Origin of the sequence: Vibrio furnissii CIP 102972, assembly GCF_000176175.1 — a bacterium.
Lineage (GTDB): Bacteria > Pseudomonadota > Gammaproteobacteria > Enterobacterales > Vibrionaceae > Vibrio > Vibrio furnissii.
The window spans coordinates 1-12,361 of the sequence record NZ_ACZP01000009.1 but is presented as its reverse complement, the minus strand read 5'-3'; the positions used below and the strand labels follow the sequence as shown (position 1 = coordinate 12,361).

Sequence of the window (12,361 nt, the reverse complement as noted above, 5' to 3'; positions counted from 1 at the left end):
GCGTGGATCACAGTATTTACATCTTGATTACCTTTTGCCATTTCAATTTACAACAATGGTATTGATTTTTGATATAGTCGTTTTAATCAGGATAAAAACAATACGCATAATATGGACAAAATTCCCAACCTACGACACTTGGTCGCGTTTGTGGCGGTAGTCAAACATGGCAGCATCAGCAAAGCCTCAGAAAGCATTTTTCTTTCCCAACCGGCCATCACTCAGGCACTGGCAAAAATTGAGAAAGAGCTCAAGACATCGTTGTTTGAACGTAAGACCGACGGGATGGTTCTCACCGCCGAAGGTGAGCTGTTCAGCTTTCGAATTGAGCGCGCGCTGGAGATGCTCAATCAAGCGATCAAAAAGAACTATCGGCTCGATAAAACCTCCGGAAGCCCCGGCAGCCCCAGTTTGTTTGCTGTCACCACGACACAGTTACGCGCCTTGGTGGCTGTATCCGAAGCGCAGAACTACTCTGCCGCCGGGCGTAACATTGGCGTGTCGCAATCGTCGCTCTACCGAGCATGTAAAGATCTGGAAGAGTATTTAGGGACCGTGCTGTTTGAAAAAACCAGCCTAGGCGTCAGCCCAAGTAAAGCGGCGCAAAGCCTTAGCCGCGCAGTCAAACTGGCGTTTAATGAAATCAAACAAGGCATCGCTGAAATTGATGCCAATAACAATGTCAGCTCAGGCAGCATCATTGTCGGCAGCCTTCCACTGGCAAGAACCTGTATTTTACCCAATGCAATCAACGAGTTTACTGAGCTTCGGCCGGACTTTAACATCAGTATTCTTGATGGCTTATATGAAGACTTGCTTGAGCATTTACGCCGTGGTGAACTGGACGTCATCGTCGGCGCACTGCGCTTTCCGATGCCCTCATATGACGTACACCAAGAGACATTGTTTTTCACATCCAACGTTATTCTGGCGCGCAAAGGCCATCCGCTGGGTCAATTGAAAAGGCCGGTAACGTTGGATGACTTGTGCCAACAGGGCTGGGTAATCTCGCGCAAAAACACCCCCGGCCGAACCATGTTTGAGCAGCTTTTTACGTCAAAAGATCACGCGCTGCCTCCTCAGATCATTGAAGCCAGTTCGCAGATGCTGGTACGCGAAATCGTGGTCGGCAGCGACAAACTGACCATGCTACCCAAGCATCAGGTGCACCGCGAACTGAGCGACGGTGCGTTTGAAATCGTGCCATTTGATTCCGAGCAACAGAAACGAGCGATTGGCATCACGATTCGCAAAAGCTGGCGCGGTACGACCGCGCAAGAAGCCTTCATTGACACCATTCGAAAGATCGGACTTTCGCTGATCAAGCTATAAGAAATTGATATAGGCCATCCACTTCTGGCTATTCAAAATTTGAATAGCCAATACTAAATTCTAATTATCCCCTTTCTTAACAGTTTGCTAACTTTTCTATCAACGAAAAGTTTTCAATACACTCCATTAACATAATTTCGATTCAAGGACTGTGTATGCCAAAGATATCGCGACTGGCCTTCATTGGTTTTGGTCACACCGCAGAACGCATGCTGAAGCTTGGGCTCAATCGCCCCGATCGCATCATTACCGCCTTCGACCCGAATGCATTGCAGGACGACACCTGTAAAGCCCAGTTGGAACGGTTTATTTTCTGTGGCGTCCAGGGCTGTTTTTCTGTCGCCGATGCCATGCACAGCGCCCACCTGGTGCTGCTTTCAGACAGTGAACAAGACTTATCACCATGGTTGAAGGAGCTGAAAAGCCACATTCAACCCGGTCAGATCGTCGCGGATTTACGCACTCACAACGACGATAAATCTCAGCTCAAGCAAGGAATCGAGGCCTCGCAGGCCATTTACCTCGACGGTCAGTTGCAAGTCGATGGCAGTGAACTGGCGATTGCCAGCACCCAGACCGAAGCCATGCTGGATATGCTGAAATCACTGGAAGTCACCCCCCATCAAATTGCGGTCAGCCACCGTGTTTAAACCACATTATAAAAAGGAAGAAGTATGAATATTTGTGTCGTTGGTGCCTCTGGCGCTTTTGGAACCAAACACCTTGAAGCGCTCAGCCAGATTGATGATGTTCAGGTCACCGCGTTGGTGGGGAGCGAAGTGGATAAAATGACTGCGCTCGGCAAACAATATCCACACGCCATGATCAGCGACAGCCTGAGCGAAGCACTGAAACTCGACAATGTGGATGCCGTGATTCTGGCAACGCCAACCCACCTGCATGCCAGTCAGGCGATTGAGTGCCTCGAAGCAGGTAAACACGTACTGGTTGAGATTCCGATGGCCGACAACATCGAAGACGCACGCCGTTTGGTGGAAACCCAGCAGCGTACTGGGCTGGTGGCCGTGGCCGGTCACACTCGCCGCTTCAACCCGAGCCATCAGTGGATTCACAATAAAATTGCCGCGGGTGAACTGCACATTCAGCAAATGGATGTTCAGACTTATTTCTTCCGCCGCACCAACACCAACGCCAAAGGCGAACCGCGTACATGGACCGATCACCTGCTGTGGCACCACGCTTGCCATACGGTCGACCTGTTCCAGTACCAGACTGGCGAATCCGCCAGCCAACTACAAGCCATGCAGGGGCCAGTTCATCCGCAGCTCGGTATCGCGATGGACATGAGCATTGGCATGAAAGTGCCATCCGGCGCGTTATGTACGCTGTCGCTGTCGTTTAACAACGACGGTCCGTTCGGCACATTCTTCCGTTACATCTGTGAGGAAGGCACCTATCTGGCGCGCTACGACGACCTGTATGACGGCTACGAAAACCCGATTGACCTGTCAGGCGTTGCGGTCTCCAACAATGGTATCGAACTGATTGACCGTGAATTCATCGCCGCCATCCGTGAAAAGCGCGAGCCAAACTCGTCTGTGCTGCAATGCTTGAGCGCAATGGAAACGCTGCACAAACTCGAGCAGCTGCTGGAAAACAACGGGTAAGGCGATGAAACGCATCGGACAACTCACCAGTCGCGCCGTCGGATTAGGCTGTATGAATCTCTCGCATGCCTACGGTCCGGCGACACCGGAAAAACAGGCAGCGCAGCTTCTCAATCAGGCGCTGGATTTAAGCTACGACCATCTCGATACCGCGACGTTGTACGGCGCGGGTGCCAACGAGTCGTTGCTTGGCCGCGCGGTCATGCATCGTCGTCACGAATTTCTGCTCGCCAGTAAGTGTGGCATGTATATGGATGCGCAGGGCGTGAAACGCATCAGCGGCGATCCGGCGCTGATTCGCCAACAGTGTGAAGCGAGTCTCCGCCGCCTCAACACCGATGTGATTGATCTGTACTACCTGCACCGCTGGGACAAAGTCATTCCGATTGAAGAGACCGTCGGCGAGCTGAGTCGTTTGGTGGACGAAGGTAAGATTCGCGAAATCGGCCTGTCTGAGGTCTCGGCGCAGACGCTGCGTAAAGCGCACTCGGTACATCCGATTGCCGCGGTGCAGTCCGAATATTCACTCTGGACGCGCAATCCGGAAATTGCCCTGCTCGATGCCTGCCGCGAACTCGGCACCACACTGGTGGCATTCAGCCCGCTTGGCCGCGGCATGCTCACCGGCACGCTGAAAGGCACCGACGCGTTCACAGAGAAAGACATTCGCCGCGCGATGCCCCGCTTTGATGAGCGCAATTTCGCTCACAACCTGGCACTAATTGACGGGCTGCAAGCGCAGCTTGCGGAGTGGCAACAGGCCGGTTTATTGGCGATGAACCTAGCCCAGCTGTCACTGAGCTGGCTGAACAGCCAATCCGTTGAACTGGTTTCGATTCCGGGCACCACAAGCCCAAATCACTTAAAGGAGAACATCGCCGTCAGTGATCAAACGCTCAACGCTGAGATTGTGTCGGCGCTGAGCGAGATGATTCATTCGGCCAATGTGGCGGGCCCGCGTTACAACGCCGCGACACAACAAGAAATTGATACTGAAGAATTCTGAGACATACAGAATCATCGCAGGGAAGCGATCACGGAACACGCTGTCTGTTCCGGGGTGAGTGGCACCTCGCTCCCGCGTACAACCGGTTGACCCCGGCCAATCACGTGAACACAAACATAAGTATGGATGCGAACAATGAAAAAGATAACAGCTCTAACCTACGCCTGCACGCTCGGTACACTCATGGCTGCCAACGCCGCTCACGCTGCAGAGGTGACCCTGCGGTTTGGTCACTTCTGGCCCGCCGTTTCAGCGGCGCAAAAAGACATCTTTCAGGCTTGGGCAGATCAAGTGAAACAAGATTCTGACGGCCGCATGAATGTCGATATTTATGCCAGCTCCATGCTTGCCAAACCGCCAGCACAATATGATGCGGTGACCCACCAAATCATTGATGTCACGGCGACCGTTCAAGGCTACACCGCAAACCGCTTCCCACTGACCCAAGTGGTGGAACTGCCGGGCGTGGTCAAAACTGCCGTACAAGGTTCATGCGTGATTCAGACCCTGTACAACGAAGGCTTAATTGCATCCGAATACAAAGACACCAAGCCGCTGTTCCTGTTCACACATGGCCCGGGCATGCTGCACACCAAGGATAAGAAAGTTGAAAAACCGGAAGACTTAGCCAACTTGCGCATCCGACGTCCAACCTCCGTGGTAGCCAGTTTACTGGAGAAAATCAAAGCCCTGCCCGTCGGCATGCCAGCCCCAGACTCTTACCAATCGCTGCAACGCGGGGTGATTGATGGCGTCGCGCTGCCTTGGGAAGGCGCCACCGTATTCAAAATCAATGAATTGGCGAACAACCACACCGACATTGGTGGCCTCTACTCGCTGGCGTTTGTTGTCACCATGAACAACGACGTCTACAACCGTCTCGACCCACAACTGAAAGCGGTGATCGACAAAAACTCCGGCATGTCCTGGTCACTGAAATCTGGCGAGTCATTTGATGCACTAGACAGCAAGGGCATGGCAGAAGCGAAGACCATGGGTGACAACATTTACACAGTGAGCGACAGCGAGATGCAGAGCGAATGGAAACCCGTGCTCGATTCCGTCACTCAGGATTACCTCAACGCATTGGAAGCCAAAGGCCTACCCGCGAAAGCGGTCTACAAACGTGCGTTGGAACTCTCTTCGGGCAACTGTGCGAATCCGGCCTAACGGCTGGACACCAGGAGTGATCTCATGACGGTACTCAAGAAGTTGATTAACCGAGTGTCCCAAGCGATGCATGTGTGCAGCGGCGCGTTCCTGATTGGCATGATGCTGGTGACGCTGCTCGATGTGGTGACACGCACGCTTTACGGTTTGAGTGATGGTGGTATCGAGTTGACCTTCGTCGGTGGTGTGGAACTGATTAAATACGGCTTGCTGTTTACCGTGCTGTTTACGCTGCCGCAGTCGGTGGGTGACTCTCAGGTGGTGGTCGACTTGTTTACTGAGCAGATGTCTGACCGCTTCAAAACCTATCTGGAATCCTTCTATCTACTTGGATTTGCCCTGCTGGGTGCGGGCATGACCTACCGCTTTTATTTGGCGATTGAAGGCGCAGTGATGAGCGGCGAAACCACGCAGGATCTGATGATTCCGATGCCATGGATTTATCGCATCATGGTGTTTGCCACCAGCATGCTGACCTTACGTTGCCTCATCTTAACGTGGGATTTGCTTCGTCACCATCACCCTAAAATAGAACGGATGTCGTCACCGACATCTCCTCCATCCAACCATCAGCATAACGAGGTGTTGTAATGGATGCATCGATGATTGGTTATCTCTGCATTGCGATCATGCTGCTCATGATCGCGTTTCGTGCCCCCATCGCGCTGTCGATGGCGGTGACCGGCTTCGTCGGCTTCGCGTCGATTGTCGCATTTCAACCAGCGGTGGCGATCCTCGACAGCGCGCCGTTTGATGCGCTCTCGAACTACAGCTTCAGCCCGATTCCGATGTTTATTCTGATGGGGGTCTTTGCCTCCAAAGCCCGCATGTCGCAAGAGCTGTTCAATGGCGCAAAAACGCTGTTCGGTTCGTGGCGCGGTGGCATGGCACTGGCGGCCGTCACTTCGTGCGGTATTTTCTCGGCAATTTCTGGGTCTTCGCTCGCAACCGCGGCCAGTATGTCGCGCGTCGCACTGCCGGAAATGAAACGCAACGGCTACTCCGTCTCACTGGCGACAGGCACACTGGCCGCCGGCGGCACACTGGGCATCATGATCCCGCCGTCGATTGCGCTGCTGCTGTACGCGCTGATCACCGAGCAATCGGTCGGTGACATGTTCATCGCAGGCGTGATTCCAGGCCTGCTGGGCTTGGCGCTCTACTGCCTGGCCGTTGCCGTCACGGTATGGATTTTTCCAAACCTAGCCACACCAGGCGAGAAGACCACATTGATGCAAAAGCTCATCGGTCTGAAAGGTCTGCTGCCGTTTACCGCCATCTTCGCGTTTATCATTGCCGGTATCTACGCAGGTTTCTTTACGCCGACCGAAGCGGCGGCCATTGGCGCGGCGCTGACGCTGGTCATCGCGCTGATTCGCGGCATGACCTGGGCGATGTTCCTGGATGCGGTGAATGAAACGCTGTCTATTTCGGCGATGATTTTCTTTATGATCATCGGCGCAGAAATTTTCGGTTTCTTCCTGTCGGTATCGCGTATCTCCTACTCACTGGTCGACTATGTGCAGAGCCTCAATCTGTCACCTTACATGGTGCTGTTTGCCGTGCTGATGCTGTTCATTCTGCTGGGTTGTGTGATGGACAGTATTGCGATGCTGCTGCTTACCGTGCCGGTCGTTTTCCCGCTGATTCAAGCGGCAGGTTTTGACCCTATCTGGTTCGGTATCGTCGCGGTCATCACGGTGGAAGTAGGCCTCATCACTCCGCCGGTCGGCATGAACGTGTTTGTCATCAAATCGCTCGATAAAGACCTCAACATCACCGACATCTTTAAAGGCGTGATTCCGTTTGTCCTCTCCGACGTGGTGCGTCTCGGATTACTGATCGTGTTTCCATCACTGGCACTGGCGCTGTTACCTCACTAAAAGGAGCTGAAAATGAAAACCTTAAAGACTCAAGTTGCCATTATCGGCTCCGGCCCATCCGGTCTGCTGCTTGGCCAACTGCTCAATAAGCAAGGCATTGATAACATCATCGTTGAACGCAGCTCTGCGCCGCATGTGCTGGGTCGTATTCGCGCCGGCATTCTCGAACAGGGCTTTGTCGACCTGCTGCGCGAAGCGGACTGTCACCAGCGATTGGATGAAGAGGGCCTCGTTCATCATGGTTTCTTCATCAGCGTGGAAGGCAGAAAGCAGCACGTTGACCTCACTCGCCTGACGCAAGGCAAAGTGGTGACCTGTTACGGCCAGACCGAAGTCACCCGCGATCTGATGCAGGCGCGCGAGCAATCCGGCCAGCGCAGTTTTTATTCCTCGCCGGTGACCAAGCTGCACAACCCTGAACACGGCCTCGCCAACGTTGAGTTTGAAGCAGACGGCGAAACCTATCAGATCGAATGCGATTTTATTGCTGGCTGCGACGGCTACCACGGCATCTCCCGTCCGAGCATCCCCGATGACATTCGTACTGAGTATGAGCGCATCTATCCGTTCGGTTGGCTTGGCCTGCTGACAGATACACCGCCGGTGTGCGACGAGCTGATTTACTGCAAACATTCTCGCGGCTTTGCGCTGGCGAGTCAGCGTTCTGAAACCCGTTCGCGCTACTACTTGCAGGTGCCCAACAGTGAGAAAGTGGAAGACTGGAGCGATGAGCGTTTCTGGGAAGAGCTGAAACGCCGCCTGCCTACCGCAGAAGCGGAGAAACTGCAGACCGGACCGAGCATTGAAAAAAGCATCGCGCCGCTGCGCTCATTTGTGTGTGAACCGATGCAGCACCGTAATCTGTTTCTGGTCGGCGATGCTGCGCATATCGTGCCGCCTACGGGCGCGAAAGGCCTGAACCTTGCCGCTTCCGATGTCGCTGCGCTTTATCAGGTACTGAGCGCTTACTACGCCGGTGAACCGCGCAAAGTCGTCGAACAATATTCGGATGTGTGCCTGCGCCGCGTGTGGAACGCCGAACGCTTCTCTTGGTGGATGACCAGCATGCTGCATCATTTTGACAGTGAGTTGCAGGACCAACGCTCATTCGTCGAGAAGATGGCTGATTGTGAACTGGAATTTTACTTACACAGCGAAGCTGGCATGAAGCTCATCGCTGAACAGTACGTCGGTTTGCCGTATGAACAGATCCAGCACTGCGATACAAAAAAGCCACAAGCTGAAACCGTCAGCAGCCCCCGCTAACCCTGATGACAAGGAAGATACAACATGGCCAGAATTATTGGCGGTATTGGCGCCTCTCATTCGCCGACCATCGGTTATGCAAAAGACACCAACAAGGACAACGATCCGGGTTGGAAGCCCATTTTCACCGGCTTCAAAGTGGTGCAGGAATGGGTAGAACAACAGCAAATCGATGTCCTGTTTATGATTTTTAATGACCATATGACGTCGTTCTTTTTCGACCATTACTCCCCGTTTGCACTGGGAGTCGACGATGAGTACCGCACTGCGGACGAGGGCGGCGGCGCACGCCAGTACCCGGCCGTCAAAGGCCATCTGGAACTGTCGCGTCACATCGCCAACGCACTGGTCGCAGATGAGTTCGATCTGTCTGTATTTCAGAAAAAGCCGCTCGACCATGGCTGCTTTTCGCCGCTGTCGATGATTTCGCCGCAAGCCAGCGGTTGGTCAGGCACCATCGTACCGCTTCAGGTGGGCGTGTTGCAGTTCCCCACTCCGAACGCCAAACGCTGTTACAAACTGGGTAAGAGCTTGCGCAAAGCGATTGAGAGTTTTCCGGATCCCGATCTACGTGTAGCCATCGTTGCGACAGGCGGTCTGTCACATCAGGTGCATGGCGAGCGCTGCGGATTCAACAACACCGATTGGGATCAGCGTTTTCTGGAGATGTTGGAAGAGACGCCAGAAGCATTAGCCGACATGCGTCTGGCAGAATACGCCGAACTCGGTGGTATGGAAGGCGCAGAGGTCATCATGTGGCTCATCATGCGCGGCGCACTGTCCGACAAGGTGAAGAAGGTGCACAGCGCTACCTACCTGCCTTCGATGACCAACATTGCCACGGTGATCTTTGAAGATCTCGGCAACAGTTTCGGCGACGCGCAGGCCGAGCAATACCGTCAGCACATTCAACATGAAATTGCGGGGGTAGAAAAACTGCCCGGCACCTACCCGTTCGGGCTGGAGAATGCGCATCGCGCCTATCGTCTGAACGACTTTCTGCATCGCCTGATTGAGCCTGCGCACCGCGAGCGCTTTAAACAAGAACCAAAAGCTCTGTTTACAGAATTCGGTTTAACTGAACAGGAACAGACCATGGTGGCAGAAAAGCAGTGGATTGAGATGATTCGCTACGGCGTGAGTTTTTTCCTGCTGGAGAAACTGGGCGCAGTGGTGGGTGTGCCGAATCCGCATATCTACGCGTCTATGCGCGGCGAGGACATCGATACGTTCCAGAAATCGCGTAACGTGTCGATGAACTACTCTGTCTCGGGCGGCAAATAATTTGCTCAAGGCTCACTCGACTCTCCCCTGAGTGGGCCTTTCTTCATGCCTTGCCGTTTGCTTCCGCTGATAGCACTAGGTGCGACTTTTTCCTTTCGGCTGACTTCGGTTACTGCTGGTGCGGCGTTTACGCTTAAACGCAGGTCGTTCTACTTTCGGCAATGCACGCAGTGATTCCGGTACGGGCCCTGTTTTGACCTGCGCCATCAGTTGATCAATACGTTGTTGTAACGCCTGCATAAACGGCTGATAGGCCTGACCACGTTCGGCCATGGCTTGCAGCTGATGCTCCCAGTGCGCCGTCATATCCGGATAGGTTGCATCCGATGGTAGCGCATGAATCAGGCCACGCCCGGCCGCCGAGCTTTTAATCAACTTCCCTTCGCGTATGAGGAGCTGACGCTTGAACAGCGTATCGAGAATGCCCGCACGGGTTGCTTCCGTCCCCAAACCATCGGTGTCACGCAGAATTTTTTTCAGCTCTTTGTCTGCCACAAAACGGGCAATGCCCGTCATCGCCTGAAGTAACGTTGCCTCAGTAAAATGACGCGGCGGCTCGGTTTTACGATCTTTAATTTCCCCTTCACGGCACGTCAGCACCGTTCCTACCGGTAGTGGCGGTACGGTATCCACGCCCTCTTCCTGTTCTTCTTTCTGACCCGTCAGGGTTTTCCAGCCAGCCGACAGCAATTGGCGCCCTTTGGCGACAAACGTGCCGCCGGCGATATCAAACACCAACTTGGCTTCGGCATAGACCGCTGGCGGATAGAACTGCATCAGATACTGACGGGCAATCAGCTGATACACCTTCATTTCATAGCTGGAAAGCGCATTGACCGAGGCCTGCTTCGGCGTGGGAATAATGGCATGGTGCGCGTCGACTTTGGCATCGTTCCACGCTTTGGATTTGCGCGACAAATCGGCGTTAGCCACTGCGCCTGCCAGTTCGTTGGCATTATTGGCGATGGCCGCCGTCACGGAAGGCGCCTGCGCGAAATGTTCTTTCGGCAGGTAACGACAATCGGAACGCGGATAGGTAATCAGTTTGTGTTTTTCATACAGTGACTGGCAAGTATCGAGCACTTGTTGCGCACTCATGTTAAAACGCTTCGCCGCATCAATCTGCAACGCCGACAATGAATAGGGCAGCGGCGCAGACTGCTTGGTCTGGTTCTGCTCCGACTCCACCACTTTGGCGGGTTGTCCGGCAATGCGACTGGCTACGTTCTCGACCAGTTTGCGGTTGAGCACGCGGCCCTCTTCATCCTGCCAAGGCTTGCAAGCGTCACTGGGTTTCCAGCGCGCGCGAATATCAAACGCGCCGTTGGCGTCCTGATAAGGGATCAGGGCATCCAGCGTGAAGTAATCGCGTGGCACGAAGTTTTCGATCTCTTCATCACGGCGCACCACCAACCCCAGCACCGGTGTTTGCACGCGCCCGACCGAGAGCACCCCCTGATAACCCGCTTTTTGGCCGAGCAAGGTGTAAGCGCGCGACATGTTCATGCCGTATAACCAATCGGCTCGTGAGCGCGCCAGCGCAGACACAGAGAGCGGAATAAAATCGCGGTTGCTGCGCATCGAGGTTAATGCACGCTTCACCGCTGGCAAGTTCAAGTCACTGATCAGCAGCCGCTCCATCGACTCTTTTTTGCTTTTCGCCACTTTGCAGTAATCGATCACTTCGTCCACCAGCAGCTGTCCTTCGCGATCCGGGTCTCCGGCATGAACGATGTGATTGGCCTCTTTGAGCAGTTTTTTCACCACGCTGAGCTGCTTGCTGGCCGATTTTCGGGCGCGCAATTGCCACTGCTCAGGCACAATAGGTAAGTCAGCCAGATTCCACTTTTTATAACGCTCATCGTAAGCATCCGGTTCCACCTGCTCAAGCAAATGACCGATGCACCATGTCACCACATCGCCATTGGCGCAGCGGATAAATCCTTGATCTTTCTTGTGCGGTTTTGGTAATGCATCGGCGATCGCACGGCCAAGGCTGGGTTTTTCTGCAATGAAGAGACGAGTCATAGCGTTCAGTGTCTGACGGCCAAAAAATTAAGGCCACATTATCGAATGTGGCCTTAAGAAATCAAGAAAAACTGTGATTTTATACAGTATTTTGACGATTCAGAATCACTCTTCGCTGCTGGCTGAACGAGCCGCGGCTTCTTTGATGAGTGGCTGAAGTTCGCCTTTTTGGAACATCTCGATGATGATGTCACAACCGCCGATCAGTTCGCCTTCTACCCAAAGTTGTGGGAAGGTTGGCCATTGAGCGTACACAGGGAGTTCAGCACGGATATCCGGGTTTTGCAGGATATCAACGTAGGCAAATTTTTCACCACAAGCCATCAGAGCTTGTGCTGCTTGTGAAGAGAAACCACAGCTAGGCAGTTTTGGTGAACCTTTCATGTACAGAAGGATCGCGTTCTCTTCAATTTGCTGTTTGATTTTGTCGATGGTTTCCATTGCTTCCTCTTAATGGATTTCAATTTTCATGACGCCCATTCTAAATCATTAATAGAGAATAAAAAGCACATTATCTTTATGGTTATAGCATCCATTTGGCGCGATCGGCAAATTTGCACATGTGCCTAACCTCGCCTTCAACTGGCACTGACGTTGTCACACTCGCTTTCATTATCTGCGGGTTGCGAAACAATTTTTCTCCACATTGGGGTTTTAATAAAGTAAAAACTTGCTAAAATAGATCGCAAGTCAGTCGTATCGACGAATATAAAATAACACTGGAAGCAATCGAAAGAGGTAACTCTTTCAACTATATGGAGAAT

General features: G+C 53.1%; 11 protein-coding genes. 9 read left to right on the top strand and 2 right to left on the bottom strand.

Annotated features, from left to right (window positions below; all coding sequences use genetic code 11):
• Positions 1–111: 111 nt before the first annotated feature.
• From VFA_RS01345 to VFA_RS01305, 9 genes are all read left to right on the top strand, one after another.
• A complete protein-coding gene (locus VFA_RS01345; RefSeq protein ID WP_004724169.1) occupies positions 112–1,332 on the top strand; it encodes a LysR family transcriptional regulator in 1,221 nt (406 codons plus the stop codon).
• 155 nt (positions 1,333–1,487) lie between these two features.
• The gene (locus tag VFA_RS01340; protein WP_004724168.1) at positions 1,488–1,982 is read left to right on the top strand and encodes a hypothetical protein; all 495 of its coding nucleotides are present in this window, start codon (positions 1,488–1,490) and stop codon (positions 1,980–1,982) included.
• Positions 1,983–2,006: 24 nt separating this feature from the next.
• Entirely contained in the window at positions 2,007–2,960 is a 954-nt protein-coding gene (locus VFA_RS01335; RefSeq protein ID WP_004724167.1) for a Gfo/Idh/MocA family oxidoreductase, read from the top strand.
• 4 nt (positions 2,961–2,964) lie between these two features.
• A complete protein-coding gene (locus VFA_RS01330; protein ID WP_038150661.1) occupies positions 2,965–3,966 on the top strand; it encodes an aldo/keto reductase in 1,002 nt (333 codons plus the stop codon).
• A 135-nt stretch (positions 3,967–4,101) separates the two neighbouring features.
• Positions 4,102–5,136 carry a TRAP transporter substrate-binding protein gene (locus VFA_RS01325; RefSeq protein WP_038150658.1) on the top strand — a complete coding sequence of 345 codons (1,035 nt, stop codon included), beginning with the start codon at positions 4,102–4,104 and terminating at the stop codon, positions 5,134–5,136.
• A gap of 24 nt (positions 5,137–5,160) precedes the next feature.
• Positions 5,161–5,727, top strand: coding sequence for a TRAP transporter small permease (locus VFA_RS01320; protein WP_004724164.1), 567 nt, complete (start codon positions 5,161–5,163; stop codon positions 5,725–5,727).
• The gene (locus tag VFA_RS01315; RefSeq protein ID WP_004724163.1) at positions 5,727–7,019 is read left to right on the top strand and encodes a TRAP transporter large permease; all 1,293 of its coding nucleotides are present in this window, start codon (positions 5,727–5,729) and stop codon (positions 7,017–7,019) included. Before VFA_RS01320 ends, VFA_RS01315 begins: the two co-directional genes overlap by 1 nt.
• Positions 7,020–7,031: 12 nt before the next feature.
• Positions 7,032–8,285, top strand: coding sequence for a 4-hydroxybenzoate 3-monooxygenase (gene pobA / locus VFA_RS01310; protein WP_004724162.1), 1,254 nt, complete (start codon positions 7,032–7,034; stop codon positions 8,283–8,285).
• Between the two features lie 24 nt (positions 8,286–8,309).
• The gene (locus VFA_RS01305) at positions 8,310–9,569 is read left to right on the top strand and encodes a gallate dioxygenase (RefSeq protein ID WP_004724161.1); all 1,260 of its coding nucleotides are present in this window, start codon (positions 8,310–8,312) and stop codon (positions 9,567–9,569) included.
• A 75-nt stretch (positions 9,570–9,644) separates the two neighbouring features.
• Here VFA_RS01305 and VFA_RS01300 read toward each other — a convergent pair whose 3' ends face one another.
• The gene (locus tag VFA_RS01300) at positions 9,645–11,597 is read right to left on the bottom strand and encodes a DNA topoisomerase III (protein ID WP_004724160.1); all 1,953 of its coding nucleotides are present in this window, start codon (positions 11,595–11,597) and stop codon (positions 9,645–9,647) included.
• Positions 11,598–11,702: 105 nt separating this feature from the next.
• The gene (locus VFA_RS01295) at positions 11,703–12,038 is read right to left on the bottom strand and encodes a Grx4 family monothiol glutaredoxin (RefSeq protein WP_004724159.1); all 336 of its coding nucleotides are present in this window, start codon (positions 12,036–12,038) and stop codon (positions 11,703–11,705) included.
• Positions 12,039–12,361 lie beyond the last annotated feature (323 nt).

Bases quoted from the DNA above. Each gene is read 5' to 3' on its own strand.
- VFA_RS01295 (WP_004724159.1), bottom strand. From the start codon at position 12,038: ATGGAAACCATCGACAAAATCAAACAGCAAATTGAAGAGAACGCGATC.
- VFA_RS01325 (WP_038150658.1), top strand. From the start codon at position 4,102: ATGAAAAAGATAACAGCTCTAACCTACGCCTGCACGCTCGGTACACTC.
- VFA_RS01300 (WP_004724160.1), bottom strand. From the start codon at position 11,597: ATGACTCGTCTCTTCATTGCAGAAAAACCCAGCCTTGGCCGTGCGATC.
- VFA_RS01335 (WP_004724167.1), top strand. From the start codon at position 2,007: ATGAATATTTGTGTCGTTGGTGCCTCTGGCGCTTTTGGAACCAAACAC.
- VFA_RS01320 (WP_004724164.1), top strand. From the start codon at position 5,161: ATGACGGTACTCAAGAAGTTGATTAACCGAGTGTCCCAAGCGATGCAT.
- VFA_RS01340 (WP_004724168.1), top strand. From the start codon at position 1,488: ATGCCAAAGATATCGCGACTGGCCTTCATTGGTTTTGGTCACACCGCA.
- VFA_RS01315 (WP_004724163.1), top strand. From the start codon at position 5,727: ATGGATGCATCGATGATTGGTTATCTCTGCATTGCGATCATGCTGCTC.
- VFA_RS01305 (WP_004724161.1), top strand. From the start codon at position 8,310: ATGGCCAGAATTATTGGCGGTATTGGCGCCTCTCATTCGCCGACCATC.
- VFA_RS01330 (WP_038150661.1), top strand. From the start codon at position 2,965: ATGAAACGCATCGGACAACTCACCAGTCGCGCCGTCGGATTAGGCTGT.
- VFA_RS01345 (WP_004724169.1), top strand. From the start codon at position 112: ATGGACAAAATTCCCAACCTACGACACTTGGTCGCGTTTGTGGCGGTA.
- pobA (WP_004724162.1), top strand. From the start codon at position 7,032: ATGAAAACCTTAAAGACTCAAGTTGCCATTATCGGCTCCGGCCCATCC.